Origin of the sequence: Bradyrhizobium erythrophlei (assembly GCF_900129505.1) — a bacterium.
In the GTDB taxonomy this organism is placed as follows: domain Bacteria; phylum Pseudomonadota; class Alphaproteobacteria; order Rhizobiales; family Xanthobacteraceae; genus Bradyrhizobium; species Bradyrhizobium erythrophlei_D.
Map to the genome: position 1 here is coordinate 3,607,352 of NZ_LT670818.1, position 18,671 is coordinate 3,626,022.

Genomic DNA, 18,671 nt, shown 5'->3' on the forward strand with positions numbered 1-18,671 from the left:
CATCAGGGGCGCTCTTGCGGACCGCTACATATAATGTAGCATGTCGCTACGTCTATTGTAGCACGGGAGCCTGCCATGTCACGCATTGCGCCGCTTGAGCCGCCGTATGATCCGGCAATCCAGGGCCAGTTCGACCGCATCATGCGCGGCGCGCCGCCGCTGGTGCTGTTCCGGGTCGTCGCCGGCCAGCCGCGGGCCTGGGAAAAATTCCGTGCCGGCAGCCTGCTGGATCGCGGGCCGCTCTCGTTGCGCGAGCGCGAGATCGTCATCGACCGCACCTGCGCACTGACAGCTTGCGAATATGAATGGGGCGTCCATGTCGCGACCTTCGCGGGACTTGCGCAGCTGACCGACGCGCAGGTCCGCGCCACCGTGCACGGGGCTGCCGATGCGCCGTGCTGGTCCGAAGGTGAAAAAAGCCTGATCGCCGCGGTCGACGCGCTGCATGTCAGCGCCACGCTGAACGACGCCGAATTCACGGCGTTGTCGGCGCATTACGACGACGCGCAGATTTTCGAGATCATCCTGCTCTGCGGCTTCTATCGCACCGTGTCGTATCTAGCGAACGCGCTCGACCTTCCGCTGGAGGAAAAGGCGGCGCGGTTTCCGACGAGCGCGAAGTAGCGGCTACAACCTTCTTTGTCCCGGCGAACGCCGGGACGACGTAAGAAAGAGTTACGCCACGCCCGCCTTCAGCACGTCGTGGACGTGGACGATGCCGATCGGCTTTTTGCCTTCGGCGACGATCAGCACCGACACCGCGGGCCGCGAGGCATCGACGCTCTCGCGCATGATTTCGCTGGCGAGCATGCCGGGGGCGATGGTCTTGGGATTTTTCGTCATCACCTCGTCGACCAGGGCGGTCATCAGGTCAGGCCGCATGTGACGGCGCAAATCGCCGTCGGTGATGATGCCGGTGATATCGCCGGAATTGTCCACGATACAGACGCAGCCGAATCCCTTGGCCGACATTTCCACCAGCGCGTCCGACATCTTCGTGCCGAGCGGTTTCAAAGGGATCGCCTCGCCGGTATGCATGATGTCGCGGACGAATTTCAGCATCGCGCCGAGCTTGCCGCCGGGATGGAAATTGGCGAACTCCAGCGCGGTGAAGCCGCGGCCTTCGAGCAGCGCGATCGCGAGCGCGTCGCCGATCGCGGCCTGCATCAGCGACGAGGTGGTCGGCGCCAGATTGTGCGGGCAGGCTTCGCGCGCCTTCGGCAGTTCCAGCACGATCTGCGCGGCTTCGCCGAGCGGAGAGGCCGCATTCGACGTCACGGCGATCATCGGAATGGCAAAGCGTCTGGAATAATTGACGAGGTTTTTCATTTCCGGCTGCTCGCCGGACCACGACAGCGCGATGATGACGTCGTCCTGGGTGATCATGCCGAGATCGCCATGGCTGGCCTCGGCGGCGTGGACGAAAAAGGCGGGGGTGCCGGTGGAGGCCAGCGTCGCCGCGATCTTGCGCGCCACATGGCCCGACTTGCCGAGCCCGGTGACGATGACGCGGCCCTTGGCCTTGCGAATGAGGTCGACGGCGGCGGCAAAGGCCGGCCCGAGCGGGCCCTGCAGGGCGGCAGCGATGGCGCTGACGCCACTGACCCCGGCATCGAGCGTGCGCAGGGCCGATTGAACGGCGGCGTTCGCGTCTGTCCCGGATGATTGTGCCATCAGCGGTTTCGAATGAGCCATGTCGGGTTCCGAAGGGGGCGGGGAAGGTGATGTTCGCCGCGGGCCTCTCCTTAGCACAGCCGATTCCGCGATGCGACGCGCGAGGGCAGCTCTCAACGGCTCATTAACCATAATTGTTTTAACTCCATTAACGACGTTTTCCGCACAGGCGTGGAACCGTGTCGGGAAGCGTATGATTTCGCTGGGGTATTTTTCATCGTGATATCGGGTCCAGCAAGGGGCCGCCGCAGGCGAGCAACGCTTTTGCGCGCGCTTTTGCCATGCCTTGCGCTGATCGCTCTGGACGCGCCTCCGGCGCAGGCCCAGACGGTCACCTCGGACCTGTTCCGCCCGGAGCGCGACGGCTTTGTCCGGCCGCAGGATTCGCCGCTGCGCCGGGTCGCCGACAAGACCGGTGACAGCACTGGCGATCCCGCTAATCCCGATGCGGGACTGCGCGACAAGGACAAGCCCGCGCCGTCGCGGATCGGCCAGGTTCCGACCTATGGCCTGCCAGCCGCCAATGGTGCCTCCGCGACCGGATTCGATTCGCTCAATCGCACGCGCAAGAAGCCGGCCCTCTATCCCGGCCAGCCCAAGCCGAAACCCGCTGCCGGCCCCGGCAGCCCGGCGCCGGCGGCGTCGAGCGCACTGCCGATCACCAACGGCAGGATCCGGCTGTCGATCCCGCCGTCGGAGACCGCGAACAAGACGCCAATCCCGCCCGCGATGGCCGGCACGGTGGCGGGCCAGCCCGCGCGCACGCGGCTGAAAGTCGACGACGATCCGTTCGGCGTGGTCGGCGACTACGCCGGCAGTTTTCTGATCAAGTCGGCGGTCGAGTTTTCCGGCGGCTACGACACCAATCCCGGCCGCACCTTCGTGCCCAAGGGATCGCCGCTCTATGTCGTGGCGCCGGAATTTCTCGCCGTCTCCAACTGGGAGCGCCACGCGCTTGTCGCGGATCTCAGGGGCTCATTCACCGGCTATGGCAACACCTTCCCGCCGCCGACCGACGGCACCATCTCCTCGGCGCCGACCGATCTCGACCGGCCGGATTTCACCGGCCATATCGACGGCCGCCTCGACGTCAGCCGGGACACTCGCCTGATGGGGGAAGTGCGGCTGCGCGTCTCTACCGACAATCCCGGCAGCCCCAACATCCAGGCGGGCCTCGCGAAATATCCGATCTATACGACGCTGGGCGGCACCTTCGGCATCGACCAGAGTTTCAATCGGCTCGATGTCGCCGCCGGCGGCACCATCGACCGCACCGTCTATGCCAATTCAAAGCTCACCGACGGCGAGGTGACCACCAATGACGACCGCAATTTCAACGAGTATGGCGGGGTGGGGCGCGTCAGCTACGATCTGTTGCCCGGGGTAAAACCGTTCGGCGAGATCGAGGGCGACAGCCGCGTGCACGATTTGCAGTTTGATCGCAACGGCTATCAACGCGATTCCTCCGGCGGCTATGTCAGGGCCGGCACCTCCCTCGAATTCACCCGGCTTCTGACCGGCGAAATCTCGCTCGGCTATGCCGCGCGCAATTATGTCGATCCGCGGCTCAATCGTCTGCAGGGCCTGCTGGTTGGGTCGTCGCTGACCTGGAGCGCGACGCCTTTGACGACAGCGCGATTCTATTCGACCACCTCGATCGACGAGACCACCGTGCCCGGCGTCTCCGGCGTGCTGACGCACACCTACACCTTCGAGGTCGACCACGACTTCCGCCGCTGGCTGACCGCGATCGGCAAGTTCACCTACGGCACCTACGACTATCAGGGCGACGGCCGCAGCGACAAAACCTACTCGATCGAGGGCGACCTCGTTTACAAGATGACCCGCAACCTCTGGCTCAAGGGCACGCTCCGCCGCGACATCCTCGACTCCAACGCTCCGCTGTCGAGTTCGGCCTCGACGGTGGTGATGCTGGGCGTGAGGCTGCAGAATTGATTTTCTTCATCCCTCCCCCTCGTGGGGAGGGTGGCCGGCCGTAGGCCGGTCGGGTGGGGGGCTGCGTCAGCGAAGTGAATGTACGAGTACCTGCGTGCGCTAACGCAGCATGCGTCGCACACATGTTAGCCTGCGGGCGGGGATTGGTTCAGCGCGCCAAGGATGCTTTCCATGACCCCGGCGAGATTGGCATCGATATCCGAATTCCAGAATCGCAGAACGCTGAAGCCTTGCGATTGCAAGAAGGCGTCGCGAACCTGATCTGATCGATCGCCCTCGGGCATGCCGTGCTGACCGCCGTCAGCCTCAATAATGAGTTGGGATCGGAACGAAACGAAGTCGACGATGTAACGCCCGATCGGCGCTTGTCTCCGGAAATGAAAACCAAGGGGTTTCAGTTCGCGGAGCTTCACCCACAGTTTGACTTCCTGCGGGGTGAGACTCTTGCGAAGTGTGCGAGCGTTTTCGTTTGCCAAGGCAGTCACCACGATCGGCAGCACAGTTTTCTACGCGACTATATTCCCGGCAAGCGGCACGACGAGTAGGGGTAGCGCACGGTTGTGCGCTGACATCTCGCTAGCTGAGGCAGCCCCCCACCCGTCACATCGTTCGCTGCGCTCACGATGCGCCACCCTCCCCACAAGGGGGAGGGATGAAGAACCTCACCGCGGCAGGTTCGTTGTCCCCATCAAAAACTGGTCGATCGAGCGCGCGCACAGCCGGCCCTCGCGGATGGCCCAGACCACCAGCGACTGGCCGCGGCGCATGTCGCCGGCGGAGAACACGTTGGGGCGCGAGGTCTGGTAGTCGGTCGTGTTGGCGCGGACATTGCCGCGCTGGTCGAGATCGATGCCGAGCGTCTTCAAGAGGCCCTCATGCACCGGATGGACGAATCCCATAGCGAGCAGCACGAGCTGCGCGTCGAGTTCGAATTCGCTGCCCGGGACCGGCTTGAACTTGTCGTCGACATGAACGCAATGCAGCTTTGCCACCTTGCCGTCAGTCCCTGAGAAGCTCTGCGTCAGCACGGCGTAGTCGCGCTTGGCACCTTCGGCCTGGCTCGACGAGGTGCGCATCTTCAGCGGCCAGTTCGGCCAGGTCAGGCCCTTGTTCTCGTGCTCGGGCGGGGCCGGCATGATTTCGAGCTGCGTTACCGACTTGGCGCCCTGCCGGAACGAGGTGCCGATACAGTCGGAGCCGGTGTCGCCGCCGCCGATCACCACGACATGCTTGCCGCCGGCGAGGATTTCCGGCACGCCGCCGAGCGGCTCGTTGCCGACGCGGCGGTTCTGCTGCGGCAGGAAATCCATCGCGAAATGAATGCCCGCGAGGTCGCGGCCGGGGATCGGCAAATCGCGCGGGGCTTCCGCGCCGCCGGTCAGCGCCAGCGCGTCATACTCGTTGAGCATCTCGCGCGGGTCGAGCGCGCCCGCCGACGCGCCGCCGACCGGAGAGCCGTAATGGAACGTCACGCCTTCACCCTCCATCTGCGCGATGCGGCGGTCGATGACGTGCTTCTCCATCTTGAAATCGGGAATGCCGTAGCGCAAAAGGCCGCCGGCCTTGGCGTATCTCTCGAACACATGCACGTCATGGCCTGCGCGCGCGAGCTGCTGCGCGCAGGCGAGCCCCGCCGGTCCGGAGCCGACGACCGCGACCTTCTTGCCGGTCTTGTTCGCCGCGATTTCCGGCTCGAGCCAGCCATTGTCCCAGGCGCGGTCGACGATGGCGCATTCGATGGTCTTGATGGTGACCGGATTGTTGTCGATGTTGAGCGTGCAGGAGGCTTCGCACGGCGCCGGGCAGATGCGCCCGGTGAATTCCGGGAAATTGTTGGTCGAGTGCAGGTTGCGCGAGGCTTCTTCCCAGTCGCCCTGGTAGACCAGATCGTTGAAATCCGGAATCTGGTTGTTGACCGGGCAGCCCGGCGTACCAGGCGCGACCGAGCCGGTGCCGTGGCAATAGGGAATGCCGCAGTTCATGCAGCGCGCGGCCTGATCGCGGGTATCCTTCTCGTTCAGGGGAATGACGAACTCGCGATAATGCTTCACGCGCTCGGCGGCCGGCGCGTATTTGCGGTCGTGCCGCTCGATCTCCAGAAAACCCGTAATCTTTCCCATTAAAGAACCTTACGCCCCCGCAGTATCATCCGGTCTGTCATCCTTCGAGGCTCGCCTTCGGCTCGCACCGCAGGATGACGCTTCTCTCCTCCGTCGTCCCGAGGTGCGCGCTCTTGCACGCCTCGAAGGATGACCTGTTACTCTCGAATCCATCCCGTCATTGCGAGGAGCGAAGCGACGAAGCAATCCATTGGCTGCAGCATCAAGTCCATGGATTGTTTCGCTGCGCTCGCAATGACGATTTTGGATCCCCTGTCGTTCTACGCCCCGATCGCGATCTTCGGCTCGGCGTCGGCGTTGACCTTCAATTCCTTCAGCGCGCGGCGGTACTCCACCGGGATCACCTTGCGGAATTTCGGCAAATACTTCTTCCAGTTGGCGAGAATATCGGCCGCCCGTGCCGATCCCGTCAGCTTGGCGTGGCGGGAGATCAGGATGTGCAGCCGCTCGATGTCGGACTCCAGCAAGTTGGCGAACACGTCGACCCGGCCATGGGCTTCGAGATCGCCCGTGGAGTGATAGGCGTTCTCGTTGATCATCTCTTCCGACAGCACCGGCTCGAGTTCGACCATCGCCATGTTGCAGAGCTTCGGGAAATCGCCGCTCTGGTCCAGCACATAGGCGACGCCGCCGGACATGCCGGCCGCGAAATTACGCCCGGTCTTGCCGAGTACCACCACGATGCCGCCGGTCATGTATTCGCAGCAATGGTCGCCGGCGCCCTCGACGACCGCGACCGCACCGGAGTTGCGCACCGCGAAGCGCTCGCCGGCGATGCCGCGGAAATAGCATTCGCCCTCGATCGCGCCGTACATCACGGTGTTGCCGACGATGATGGATTCTTCCGGCACGATGGCGGAGTTGCGCGGCGGCTTGATGATGATGCGGCCGCCGGACAGGCCCTTGCCGACATAGTCATTGCCTTCGCCTTCGAGTTCGAAGGTGATGCCGTGCGTCAGCCAGGCGCCGAAGGCCTGGCCCGAGGTGCCCTTGAAGTTCACACTTATCGTGTCGTGCGGCAGCCCGGCATGGCCGTAGATCTTCGCCACCTTGCCGGACAGCATCGCGCCGGCGCTGCGGTCGGTGTTGTTGATCTCCATCTCGAACTTGACCGGCGCGCCGCGGTCGAGGGCGGCTTGCGCCTTCTCGATCAGCCGGCGGTCGAGCACGGCCTCCAGATGGTGGTTCTGCGCCTCGGCGCGATAGATCTTCTGGCCCTTCTCTTCCTTCTGGCGCACGAACAGCTTCGAGAAATCGAGCCCCTTGGCCTTCCAGTGCGCCACCAGCGTCGACTGGTCGAGCATCTGGGTCTGGCCCACCATCTCGTTGAAGGTGCGGTAGCCGAGCGAAGCCATGATCTCGCGCACTTCCTCGGCAACGAAGAAGAAGTAGTTGATGACGTGCTCGGGCTGGCCGGTGAAGCGCTTGCGCAGCACCGGGTCCTGCGTCGCAACGCCCACGGGGCAGGTGTTGAGATGGCATTTGCGCATCATGATGCAGCCCGCCGCGATCAGCGGCGCGGTGGCAAAACCGAACTCATCGGCGCCGAGCAGCGCGCCGATCACGACGTCGCGTCCAGTGCGGAAGCCGCCGTCGACCTGCACCACGATGCGGCTGCGCAGCCGCTCGCGCACCAGCGTCTGGTGGGTTTCGGCAAGCCCGATTTCCCACGGCGAGCCGGCATGCTTGATCGAGGTGAGGGGCGAGGCGCCGGTGCCGCCCTCGAAGCCGGCGATGGTGACATGGTCGGCGCGCGCCTTGGCAACGCCAGCAGCGACCGTGCCGACGCCGATTTCGGAGACGAGTTTTACGGACACCAGTCCATCGGGGTTGACGTTTTTCAGATCGTAGATCAGCTGCGCCAGATCCTCGATCGAATAGATGTCGTGATGCGGCGGTGGCGAGATCAGGCCGACGCCGGGCGTCGAATGCCTCACCTTGGCGATGGTGGCGTCAACCTTGTGGCCGGGCAATTGACCGCCTTCGCCGGGCTTTGCGCCCTGCGCCATCTTGATCTGCATCATGTCGGAATTGACGAGATATTCCGTGGTGACGCCGAACCGGCCCGAGGCGACCTGCTTGATCGCCGAACGCATGGAATCGCCGTTCGGCAACGGCTTGAAGCGATCGCTCTCCTCGCCGCCCTCGCCGGTGTTGGACTTGCCGCCGATCCGGTTCATCGCGATCGCGAGCGTGGTATGCGCCTCGCGCGAGATCGAGCCGAACGACATCGCGCCGGTGGCGAAGCGCCTGACGATGTCCTTGGCCGGCTCGACCTGGTCGAGGGCGACAGGCTTGCGCTTCTCATCCTCGGCGCTCTTGAGCTTGAACAGGCCGCGCAACGTCAACAGCCGCTCGGACTGCTCGTTGAGGATTTTTGCGAACGCGTTGTAGCGCTCCAGCGAATTGCCGCGCACGGCATGCTGCAGCGTCGAGACGGACTCGGCGGTCCAGGCGTGGTCCTCGCCGCGGGTGCGGTAGGCGTATTCGCCGCCGACATCGAGCGCGGTCTTGTAGACCGGGGCGTCGCCGAACGCGTCGGAATGGCGGCGCGCGGTCTCCTCGGCGATTTCGGCCAAGCCGACGCCCTCGATCCGGGTGTGAGTGCCGACGAAATATTTCGAGACGAAATCCGCCTTCAATCCGACGGCGTCGAAGATCTGCGCGCCGCAATAGGATTGATAGGTCGAGATGCCCATCTTCGACATCACCTTCAGCAGGCCCTTGCCGATCGACTTGATGTAGCGCTTGACGATCTCGTAATCGTCCAGCGCCGCCGGCAGCCGGTCCTTCATCGCGACGATGGTCTCGAAGGCGAGATAGGGGTTGATCGCTTCGGCACCGTAGCCGGCGAGGCAGGCGAAGTGGTGGACCTCGCGCGGCTCGCCGGATTCGACCACAAGGCCGACCGAGGTGCGCAGGCCGGTGCGGATCAGATGATGGTGCACGGCGGCGCAGGCGAGCAGCGAGGGTATCGGAATCCGGTCCGAGCCCGCCATGCGGTCGGATAGGATGATGATGTTGACGCCTTCGCGCACCGCGGCTTCGGCGCGCGCACACAATTCGTCGAGCACCTGCTCGAGCCCCGCAGCACCCAGGCCGGCATGGAAGGTGGTGTCGAGCGTGCGCGACATGAACTGGCTATCGGCGATATCGGAAATCGACCGGATCTTTTCCAGATCGGCGTCGGTCAGGATCGGCTGGCGCACTTCGAGGCGCTTGTTGCCCGCCACGCCCTGCAGGTCGAACAGGTTCGGCCGCGGCCCGATGATCGAGACCAGGCTCATCACCAGCTCCTCGCGGATCGGATCGATCGGCGGGTTGGTGACCTGCGCGAAATTCTGCTTGAAGTAGGTGAACAGCGGCTTCGGCTTGTCCGACAGCGCCGAGATCGGCGTGTCGTTGCCCATCGAGCCGTTGGCCTCTTCGCCGGTCGATGCCATCGGCGTCATCAGGATATTGATGTCTTCCTGGCTGTAGCCGAACGCCTGCTGCCGATCGAGCAGCGGCAGGTTGGAGCGCATGCCCTTGGTCGGTGCGTCCGGGAGTTCTTCCAGCACGATCTGGGTGCGGTCGAGCCACGCGCGATAGGGGTGGCTCTTGGCGAGCTGCGCCTTGATCTCGTCGTCGGGAATGAGGCGGCCCTGTTCGAGGTCGACCAGCAGCATCTTGCCGGGCTGCAGCCGCCACTTGGTGACGATGTGCTCCTCCGGGATCTTCAGCACGCCCATTTCCGAGGCCATGACGATGCGGTCGTCCGACGTCACGAGGTAGCGCGCCGGACGCAGGCCGTTGCGGTCCAGCGTGGCGCCGATCTGGCGGCCGTCGGTGAAGGCGATCGCGGCGGGACCGTCCCACGGCTCCATCAGGGCTGCGTGATATTCGTAGAACGAGCGGCGCTCCTCATCCATCAGGGGATTGCCGGCCCAGGCTTCCGGAATCATCATCATCACGGCGTGCGGCAGCGAGTAGCCGCCCTGCACCAGGAATTCGAGCGCGTTGTCGAAGCAGGCAGTGTCGCTTTGTCCTTCATAGGAGATCGGCCACAGCCTGGAGATGTCCTTGCCGTAGAGTTCCGAATGCACCGAGGCCTGGCGCGCCGCCATCCAGTTGGTGTTGCCGCGCAACGTGTTGATCTCGCCATTATGGGCGATCATCCGGTACGGATGCGCCAGCGACCAGGTCGGGAAGGTGTTGGTCGAGAACCGCTGATGGACCAGCGCCAGCGCGCTCTCGAAATCGGGCTCGCTCAGGTCGGGATAGTATTTGCCGAGCTGGTCGGCGAGGAACATGCCCTTGTACACCACCGTGCGGCACGACATCGACACCGGGTAATAGCCGGCCAGCCCGCGGTCGCGGCGCTGATAGATCGCCTGCGAGATCGACTTGCGCAGGATGTAGAGCTTGCGCTCGAATTCGTCCTCGGTCTTGGCCGCGCCGTTGCGGCCGATGAACACCTGCATGTGCGCGGGCTCGGTCGGCTTGACGGTTTCGCCGAGCGAGGAGTTGTCGGTCGGCACGTCGCGCCAGCCGAGCAGCATCAGGCCTTCGGCCTTGATCTGGTCGGCGATGATGCTCTTGATGACTTTGCGCCACGCCGCTTCCTTCGGCATGAACAGCGCGCCGACGGCATAGTCGCCTTGCTTCGGCAGCTGGAAGCCGATCTCGGTCGCCTTGCGAACGAAGAAGTCGTGCGGAATCTGCACCAGGATGCCGGCGCCGTCACCGGCGCGCGGATCGGCGCCGACCGCGCCGCGGTGCTCGAGGTTGCAGAGAATGTTGAGCGCGTCGGAGACGATCTGATGCGACTTCTTGCCCTTGATGTTGGCGATGAAGCCGACGCCGCAGGAATCCTTCTCCAGCGCGGGATCGTACATGCCCACGGCCGGCGGGCGCCAGTCGTGCTCGCGCGCGGGATTTTCAAGCGCTTGCGCTTCCGGTTTCGAATCCGGGGTCGCCGACAGCGCATCTGCGTTGATGATTTCGCGCTCGAATTCCGACCCGCTCATCTCAAATCCTCTCAATAAGGCTAAGGGCCTCACCGCCTGTCGTCGGCGCACCTTGGGCGTTCTGCGGCACCCACCGGGCCACCGCTCGTCCTCCGCGAGCCGCAATTTCATAAATTCAGGCCTGGGCGTTCAGCGTCCCCGACGAACGGCCTTGCCTGCACCTTCTCGGCGGCCGAAGCGCCGAACTTTCGTTGCAATCCCCGTGCCGGGTTTGCTCCGCAATTGAGACAGCGTTGCTGTCCTAACTCCGACCATGCCAAACTTTTTTCTATCACACAAGCGCTTGAAAGTCGCCGGTTGCATGACGCGCCGGCGGTTACGGCATGGCGGGCCGCGTGCCCCGGATTTGAGGCAAACGCGCCGCGATCCGGCCAAAGCTCCGCCGAATTCGGCGCTGAGTTTAGCGGGTGGGAAAAGGAGCGAAAAGCTCCGGGCGACACGCATTTGCAGGAGCGATCGATGAAGCTGTTCACCGGATGGGTCGTGTCGGCCGGGCTGGTTGTTACCGCCGCGGCCGCCAATGCGCAGGTTTTGGTGCCCAATCATATCGGTCGGCCGGGTTACGCCGCCGTCTCCGACTTCGAGGGGCCGTATGCGGCGATGCCGCCGGACGCACCGGTGCCACGTTACGGCTACGGGCCGGCCCTGCTGCCGCCGCAGGAGGTCTATTTGGTCGTGCGCGAGAACGGATTTTCCCCGCTCGGCGCGCTGCAGCAGCGCGGCTTCATCTACACAATCGCGGTGATCGATCGCCGCGGTGACGATGGGCGGCTGGTGATCGACGGCCGCACCGGACGCATCCTCCGCTTCATACCTGCCTACTACCGGATGGGCGACAACCCACGTGAGGATATGCCGGCAGCCTATGGCCTGCCCGGGCCGCCGCCGGTCAGCCCGATCCGGGGCGGGCCGCGGCCGCCAGCCTCGATCCCGCATCTTGCCAGCCGCACTCCCCCGGCGGTGCCGCTGCCGAGAGGCACGCCGCCGCACGGCGACGTGAAGCCTCTGGCCGCCGAACCAGCGCCGCAGCAAGCGGCGGTGCAGGCGAAACCGGTGGATACGCCAACGGCCGCGCCAGCCGCGGCCCCAGCCGCCGTCGCCGCAAAACCCGCAGCCCCACCGATCCTGCCGACGCAGGAGATGCCGAAGGCGCAGGGGCTGGATTGAAACTCTTAATCCCTCCCCCTCGCGGCCCCAACGGGGAGGGATGAAGCAACACAAAAAACGCCCCGGTTTCCCGGGGCGTTTTCGCATTCGGGGTTTGCAGCGAATACCGGGTTACGCGGCGGCCTTCTCGGCCGAACCGTCGACCACCTGCGGCGCTGGCGCGGTGGTGGTGATCGGAATGCTGCGGGGCTTCTTGGCCTCGGGAATCTCGCGGACGAGATCGACGTGGAGCAGGCCGTTCTCGAGCGAGGCGTTCTTCACCACCACGAAGTCGGCGAGTTGGAAGGCGCGTTCGAAGGCGCGCGCGGCGATGCCGCGATACAGCACCTCGGCCTTGTCCTGGCCGTTCACTTTGGCGGTCTTTTCGCCCTTGATCGTCAGCGTATTCTCCTTAGCGACGATCGAGAGTTCGTTCTGCGCGAAGCCGGAAACCGCGACCGTGACGCGGTAGCTGTTGTCGCCGGTGCGCTCGATATTGTAGGGCGGATAGCCGGTGCCGCCGTCGGGCGTGGCGCGATCAAGCAGCGAAAACAGCCGGTCGAAGCCGACGGTGGAACGATAGAACGGGGTGAGATCATAAGTACGCATGGTTAGTCCTCCATTGAGCGACTGCTGGGTTAACCCGCCCGCCAATCGGGCCGGGCTTTTCGCGATGTGCAGCCTCGGTGATCCGGTTGTTCCGAAACACTGGTAGCGGCCTGCACGAAGGTGATATGGGAGGGGTCAGACGGCGTTCAAGAAGCGGGGATTTGCCGCTTTTTTCGCGCTCCCGCCCTTGATTTCCAGCGCCTTTTACCTAGCCGGTCAAAAGCCCATGACGCTCGTCTCGATTCCCGCCAATCCCGTTCCGGAGAACGTCGTCGCCGGCACCATCAAGACCCCCGACGGCGCCGAACTGCGCTTCGCGCGCTGGGCGCCGCCGGTGGGCCGAAAAGGTACGGTCTGCGTCTTCACCGGCCGCAGCGAGCAGATCGAAAAATATTTCGAGACTGTGCGCGATTTGCGCGACCGCGGCTTCGCCGTGGCAATGATCGACTGGCGCGGGCAGGGCCATTCGTCGCGGCGGCTGCGCGATCCGCGCAAGGGCTATGTCCGCGATTTCTCCGACTACGAAGTCGATGTCGAGACCTTCGTGCAGCAGGTGGTGCTGCCGGATTGCCCGCCGCCGCATTTCGCGCTGGCGCATTCGATGGGCGGCGCGGTGATGCTGCGGGTCGCGCACGCCGGAAAGCGCTGGTTCGACCGCATGGTGCTGTCGGCGCCGATGATCGACCTGCCGGGACGCCGCACGTCGTTTCCGGTGCGCGCGTTCCTGCGCGCGCTACGGCTCGCCGGCCAGGGCGGCCGCTACATTCCCGGCGGCAGCGATATGCTGATCGGCTCTGAATCCTTCGTCAACAATCCCCTGACCAGCGATCCCGTACGCTTCGCCCGCAACGCCGCGATCCTCGAGGAAGACCCCACGCTGGGGCTCGGCTCGCCGACGGTGGCCTGGGCCGATACCGCGTTCCGGGCGATGCACGGTTTTCGCGCCGCCGATTACCCCTCGCAGATCCGCCAGCCGATCCTGATGCTGGCCGCCAGCAACGACAGCGTCGTGTCGACGGCTGCGATCGAGGAGTTCGCCTATCATTTGCGCGCGGGCTCGCATCTGGTGATCGCCGGTGCCAAGCACGAAATCCTGCAGGAACAGGACCGCTACCGCGCCCAGTTCTGGGCCGCTTTCGACGCCTTCGTCCCGGGCACGCCGCTGTTCAAGTGACGAGAGAACCGCCTAGCCTGATCGGTTCAAATTGAATTAGAACCGGGCGCTAGCTCTTTGTTTTGACGCGTTTTCTTCACGCGAACCGGTATCCACCCCGCATCAAGTGCGGGGCAGGCTTTCGCTCGAAAACGCTCTCAAGCTGTACGCTTTGGGGCAGTTTGAACGAGCGTCAGTCTGGTCGACGGTATACCGGCTTTCAGAAGGCCCTCGCGATAATGGGCGATGTCGGCGGGATTTTTCCAGCGGAAATTCCGCAAATGCCGTTCGACGGTGAGGCCTGGAAAGCTGGTCAGCAAGACCTCGGCCGCCTTTGCCGTTTCATCGCTTCTTCCCAATTGTGCCAGCGCCGCGGCCCGCACCGCCAGCACCTGAAGATGATTGGGGTTCAGATACAAGGCTTCGCGCGCCCAGGACAGCGATGCATCATATTGTCCCAGAAGGTAATGGCTGAACGCGTTCAACGCCGCCCATTTATACCGGGGGTCGCTGTTGCCGCGCTGTACGGCCGTGGAAAACAGCTCGATGGCCTGTCGATGTTCGCCGATCACGAGATGACATATTCCAAGCACGCCGCGGGCACCCATGTCGTACGGGTTCACCTTGACCGCCCTGTTGGCGGCCCCCAGTGCCGCGTCGTAATTGCCTTCCATCGCATGCATATAGGACAGAATCGAAAATGCGAAGGAGGAACGCGGATCGAGCCGGACACTGGCTTCCGCCAGGCTCATCGCCTCGGACCACAATTGACGCGTGCTCTTGATCCAACCGTACTGCACGCCCTGCACCAGCACGGTGGCGAGATAGGCGCGTGCAATGGCAAGCGCCGGATCGAACGCGATGGCCTCCCTGAACAGCGCGATCGAGGTTTCGAAATCCGCTTTGGTGTGAAGGTAATAATGTGAAAGCCCCCTCAGGAACCGGTCCCATGCGGTCAGATCGGTGGACGATGACCGCGCGGGAGCCGACGCTTCCGCCCGAAAGATCTCCGGGGCCAGGGCTGCGGACAGGCTGGTGGTGATTTCATCCTGCATCGCGAACAGATCGCCGATGTCCCGGTCATACCGGCCGGCCCACAAATGCTCGCCATTTTCGGGAGCGATCAGTTCGGCAGTGACACGAATTTTGCTTCCACCACGCCGGACCGACCCCTGGATCAGGTAGGTCGCGTCAATCTCGCGCGCGATCAGGCGGGTGCTCAGATTCTTGCCCTTGAACGAAAACGTCGAATTCCGGCTTAGCACCCGATAGAGCGATTGCAGGGAGAGCGCGTGAATGAGGTCCTCGGTGAGGCCGTCGGAAAAATATTCGTCGGCGCCGTCGCTGAGATTCGTGAAGGGCAGTACGCCGACGATCGCGGTCCGATATTGCGCCGGCAGGTTTGTCGCGCTTCGCGGCTCGCGGGTACGGTCGTCCAGCCCGCCGGGTGCCCAGGTCCAGACGTTGACCGGCTCGTCGATATTCTTGAAGCGGTGAGCGCCGGTGTCGACAAGGCTCACGCCGAGATGCTTGCCGGCCTCATGGTAGGCCTTTTCCGATACGGCGACGCCGCCGGGAGCGGCCACCGATTCGAGCCGGACGGCGATGTTCACGCCGTCGCCGAAGACCTCGTCCTCGTCGGCGATCACATCTCCCATGTGGACGCCCAGACGGAACTGCATGACGCGATCCGCGGGAAGCTGGTTATTCCGCTCCACCATCAGCGTTTGCACGGCGATAGCGGACTCGATGGCGCCGACGATGCTCGGGAATTCCAGCAGGAAGCCGTCGCCGGTGTTCTTCACCACCCGGCCGCCATGATTGAGAATGATCGGATAGATCGCGCTGCGGTGGGCCTTGAAGGCGGCGTGCGTGCCTTCCTCGTCGGCACCCATCATTCGGGAGTAGCCGGCAACGTCAGCGCAAACTATGGCCGCCAGACGTCTCTCCATTCATCCTGCTCCCGAACCGGCGCATACTAGTACGTCGCCGGCCGATCGAAGCCAATGGTTTTAAGCGCATGATTTCCGGTGGAACCAAGACTTGGGGAGCGGCGCGATGCAAAGCCCTCCAAATTCGGCGCAGGCTGGATGTGGCGCTCATTTTGGCACCCTTCGCGAGTGAGGAGGAGTCTCGTCAACCCGCCAGTGTGTTGTAGATCGCGCTGGCCGCGAGATAGAGTCCGAGAAAGATCATCGCGATCAGGAACCAGCGGCGGAACACCTCGGGCTGCATCCGCGAGCGTACCGCCTGCCCGACAAACATGCCGGCAAAAGCGGCGGCCATGGCGATCGCGCCGGGCAGCGCGGTCGCAGCGCTCAACAGGCCGGCGCTGGTGAGATTGAAGGCCAGCGCCAGCGTCGCCACGGTGAAGAAGACCCCGAGCGCCTGCACCAGCTCGTCCTTCTCCATGCCGATCGCCTGCATGAACGGCATCGACGGGATCACCTGCACGCCGGTCGCGGCGGAAATCATGCCCGTCGTGACGCCGACGATGCCGCCGATCCATTTTTCGTTCCGGCGCGCGACCTTCAAGCTGAACGTGCTCAAGCCCACGATCGCATAGATCACCAGCAGCACGCCGAGCACGATGGTGCCGTAGCGCGCATAGGGGCCGGTCAGCATGCCGGCGTTCAGCCAGATGCCGATTACGGTGCCCGCCATCAGCGGCCACAGCCGCCGGACGATGTCGCGCAGATAGGGGCCGACGAAGGTCTGCCAGATATTGGTGACGATGGCGGGCACGATCACGATCGCGAGCGCGTGCGCCGGCGGCATGGTGACCGCGAGCAGGCCCATCGACACTGTCGGCAGGCCGAGCCCGATCACGCCCTTGACGAAACCCGCCAGCAGGAAGGCGGCAGCGACCAGAATCAGCAGAGGTTCGGACATGCGCAATAGATTGACCGATCGGCGGCGGCGGCACAATCTGGAGCTTACGGAGCTAGCCTTCGGCTACAACGAAGGCAGATAGCCCAGGGAGACTGCCATGCGTTTCGATCTGGTCGACCTGCAACTGTTCGTCGCCGTCGCGGAGACCCGCAGCATCACCAATGGCGCGCAGCGCGTCCATCTGGCGCTGGCGTCCGCCAGCGCGCGGATCAAGGGGCTGGAGGCGGCGCTCGGCGTGTCGCTGCTGCGGCGCGGCCGCCGCGGCGTCGAGCTGACCGCGGCCGGCGAAACCCTGCTCGATCATGCCAGGGTCGTGCTGCATAATGTGGAGACGATGCGCGGCGATCTCGCCGCCTTTGCGCGCGGGGTGAAGGCGACCGTCCGCTTCCTCGCCAATACATCGGGGCTGTCGGAATATCTGCCGAAGACGCTGGCCGCTTTTCTCGCCGAGCATCCGCACATCTCGATCGACGTCGAGGAACACGAAAGCGGCGAGATCGCGCGCGCGATCGCCGCCGGCGCCGCCGATCTCGGGCTGGCGGCGGAGCATGCGCTGCCCGACAATATCGAGCGGATCGCCTTCAGCGAGGACCGCCTGGTGCTGGTCGCCACGCGCCATGACGAACTGGCGAACCGGCGGCAGGTCGAGTTTCGCGAGGTGGTGGAGCGGGATTTCGTCGGCCTGATCACCTCCAGCGCCTTGCACACGCATATCGCCGGACACGCCGCCCGCCTCGGGACCCGCCTGCGCTTTCGCGCCCGGCTCAACAATTTCGATGCGATCGGCCAGATGGTGGCCGCGGGCATCGGTGTTGCCGTGATGCCGGAGATCGCCGCGCGACGCTGCGCGCGGTCGATGAAGATCAATGTGATCCGGATCAGGGATCCCTGGGCCAACCGCCGGCTCGCGATCTGCGCCCGCAGTTTCAAGACCCTGCCGCGGCCGGCGAAGCTGTTGGTGGAGCATCTGCGCAAGGTGGCGCAGTAGATGGTCATGGCGAGGACGGCCTCAACTGCTCACTTCTCCGGCGCAATCCCTGCATCCCGGATCACCTTCGCCCATTTCGCGATTTCCGCCGCAATAAACCCGCGAAAATGTTCCGGGGTGTCGCCAACCAGTTCGGCGCCCTGGCTGGCGAGCTTTTGCCTTACGGTCGGATCGCGCATCGCTTCGGTCGCGATCCCGTTCAACGCGGCGATGATGGCCGACGGGGTGCCGGCGGGCGCCACCATGCCGTACCAGTTCTCCACCCTTAACTCCGGCATCCCGGCTTCGGCGGTGGTGGGCACCTCCATCGCGGTCGGCGCGCGCTGCGGCGAGCCGACCACGATGGCGCGCAAGGTGCCGGCCCTGATCTGCGGCAGCACCGCCGGCAGATCGAGAAACGCCATTTGCACCTGCTGGCCCAGCAGGTCGTTCACCGCGGGCGCAGCACCCCGATACGGCACGTGAACGATGTCGATCCTTGCGGTGAGCTTGAGGAGTTCGCCCGCCAGATGCGGCAAGCTGCCGGGGCCGGAGGAGGTAAAATTGAGCTTGCCGGGCTGCGCCCTGGCGAGGGCGATCAGTTCGCTCATGTCGTGAGCGGGAACGTTGCCCGCGACCACCAGCATTTCCGGCACCGCGGCGACCAGGGTGACCGGCGCCAGATCCCTCAGTGTGTCATAGGCGATCTTTTCCATGCCCGGGCTGATGGCGAGCGCGCCCGCACTCGAGATCGCGATGGTATAGCCATCGGGTGCGGCCTTCGCCACAGCGTCGGTTCCGAGTACACCGCCTTGGCCGCCGCGATTGTCGATCACGACCGGCTGCTTCGTCAGTTCCGACATGCGCTGGCCGATCACGCGCGCGATGATGTCGTTGGGGCCGCCCGGCGGAAACGGCACGATTAGCCGGATCGGTTTTGCGGGATAATCCTGCGCCGAGGCGAACCTCGGAAACAGTAGGATGGAAAACCCGATCAGCAGCGCCCGCAGAATTTTCATGCAAGCCTCGGAGCGTTCGTCATGTTCGGCCAAAGCTTCCTGCCGGTGCACGGCGCGAATGGTCTGCGTTGCGGGGCATGGCGTCGTGGCAGCATGGCAGTATGGAGGACGTGGATGGCCGGGACG

The 18,671-nt window shown here is 64.4% G+C and carries 13 protein-coding genes; 5 read left to right on the top strand and 8 right to left on the bottom strand.

Annotated features, from left to right (window positions below):
- Window positions 1–75 precede the first annotated feature (75 nt).
- Window positions 76–624 carry a carboxymuconolactone decarboxylase family protein gene (locus tag B5525_RS16680; protein ID WP_079566989.1) on the top strand — a complete coding sequence of 183 codons (549 nt, stop codon included), beginning with the start codon at window positions 76–78 and terminating at the stop codon, window positions 622–624.
- A 51-nt stretch (window positions 625–675) separates the two neighbouring features.
- On the opposite strand, the gene B5525_RS16685 is transcribed toward B5525_RS16680, so the two are convergent.
- On the bottom strand, window positions 676–1,695 hold the full coding sequence (locus B5525_RS16685; RefSeq protein WP_079566990.1) for a KpsF/GutQ family sugar-phosphate isomerase: 1,020 nt from the start codon (window positions 1,693–1,695) through the stop codon (window positions 676–678).
- Between the two features lie 198 nt (window positions 1,696–1,893).
- Here B5525_RS16685 and B5525_RS16690 point away from each other — a divergent pair, with 198 nt between their 5' ends.
- A complete protein-coding gene (locus B5525_RS16690; RefSeq protein ID WP_079573442.1) occupies window positions 1,894–3,630 on the top strand; it encodes an outer membrane beta-barrel protein in 1,737 nt (578 codons plus the stop codon).
- A gap of 125 nt (window positions 3,631–3,755) precedes the next feature.
- Here B5525_RS16690 and B5525_RS16695 read toward each other — a convergent pair whose 3' ends face one another.
- The 3 genes from B5525_RS16695 to gltB form a co-directional block, all read right to left on the bottom strand.
- Window positions 3,756–4,115 (bottom strand): endonuclease domain-containing protein, encoded by a 360-nt coding sequence (locus tag B5525_RS16695; protein WP_338075308.1) that lies wholly within the window; start codon window positions 4,113–4,115, stop codon window positions 3,756–3,758.
- A gap of 177 nt (window positions 4,116–4,292) precedes the next feature.
- Window positions 4,293–5,750: a glutamate synthase subunit beta gene (locus B5525_RS16700; RefSeq protein ID WP_079566991.1), complete on the bottom strand. Its 1,458-nt coding sequence runs from the start codon at window positions 5,748–5,750 to the stop codon at window positions 4,293–4,295.
- Window positions 5,751–6,010: 260 nt separating this feature from the next.
- Window positions 6,011–10,759 (bottom strand): glutamate synthase large subunit, encoded by a 4,749-nt coding sequence (gene gltB, locus B5525_RS16705; RefSeq protein WP_079566992.1) that lies wholly within the window; start codon window positions 10,757–10,759, stop codon window positions 6,011–6,013.
- Between the two features lie 459 nt (window positions 10,760–11,218).
- On the opposite strand from gltB, the gene B5525_RS16710 reads away from it, so the two are divergent.
- Window positions 11,219–11,926: a hypothetical protein gene (locus B5525_RS16710; RefSeq protein WP_079566993.1), complete on the top strand. Its 708-nt coding sequence runs from the start codon at window positions 11,219–11,221 to the stop codon at window positions 11,924–11,926.
- A gap of 111 nt (window positions 11,927–12,037) precedes the next feature.
- Here B5525_RS16710 and B5525_RS16715 read toward each other — a convergent pair whose 3' ends face one another.
- Complete coding sequence (locus tag B5525_RS16715; RefSeq protein ID WP_079566994.1) at window positions 12,038–12,514, bottom strand: Hsp20 family protein; 477 nt, start codon at window positions 12,512–12,514, stop codon at window positions 12,038–12,040.
- A gap of 226 nt (window positions 12,515–12,740) precedes the next feature.
- On the opposite strand from B5525_RS16715, the gene B5525_RS16720 reads away from it, so the two are divergent.
- The gene (locus B5525_RS16720) at window positions 12,741–13,688 is read left to right on the top strand and encodes an alpha/beta fold hydrolase (protein WP_079566995.1); all 948 of its coding nucleotides are present in this window, start codon (window positions 12,741–12,743) and stop codon (window positions 13,686–13,688) included.
- A 137-nt stretch (window positions 13,689–13,825) separates the two neighbouring features.
- Here the strand turns inward: B5525_RS16720 and B5525_RS16725 are convergent, their stop codons facing one another.
- Together B5525_RS16725 and B5525_RS16730 are read right to left on the bottom strand one after the other, a co-directional pair.
- A complete protein-coding gene (locus B5525_RS16725) occupies window positions 13,826–15,619 on the bottom strand; it encodes an adenylate/guanylate cyclase domain-containing protein (protein ID WP_079566996.1) in 1,794 nt (597 codons plus the stop codon).
- A 184-nt stretch (window positions 15,620–15,803) separates the two neighbouring features.
- Window positions 15,804–16,559: a sulfite exporter TauE/SafE family protein gene (locus B5525_RS16730; RefSeq protein WP_079566997.1), complete on the bottom strand. Its 756-nt coding sequence runs from the start codon at window positions 16,557–16,559 to the stop codon at window positions 15,804–15,806.
- A 97-nt stretch (window positions 16,560–16,656) separates the two neighbouring features.
- Here B5525_RS16730 and B5525_RS16735 point away from each other — a divergent pair, with 97 nt between their 5' ends.
- Window positions 16,657–17,547, top strand: a complete 891-nt coding sequence (locus B5525_RS16735; RefSeq protein ID WP_079566998.1) for a LysR family transcriptional regulator — start codon at window positions 16,657–16,659, stop codon at window positions 17,545–17,547.
- Between the two features lie 29 nt (window positions 17,548–17,576).
- Here the strand turns inward: B5525_RS16735 and B5525_RS16740 are convergent, their stop codons facing one another.
- Window positions 17,577–18,545: a Bug family tripartite tricarboxylate transporter substrate binding protein gene (locus B5525_RS16740; protein ID WP_079573446.1), complete on the bottom strand. Its 969-nt coding sequence runs from the start codon at window positions 18,543–18,545 to the stop codon at window positions 17,577–17,579.
- Between the last annotated feature and the right edge of the window lie 126 nt (window positions 18,546–18,671).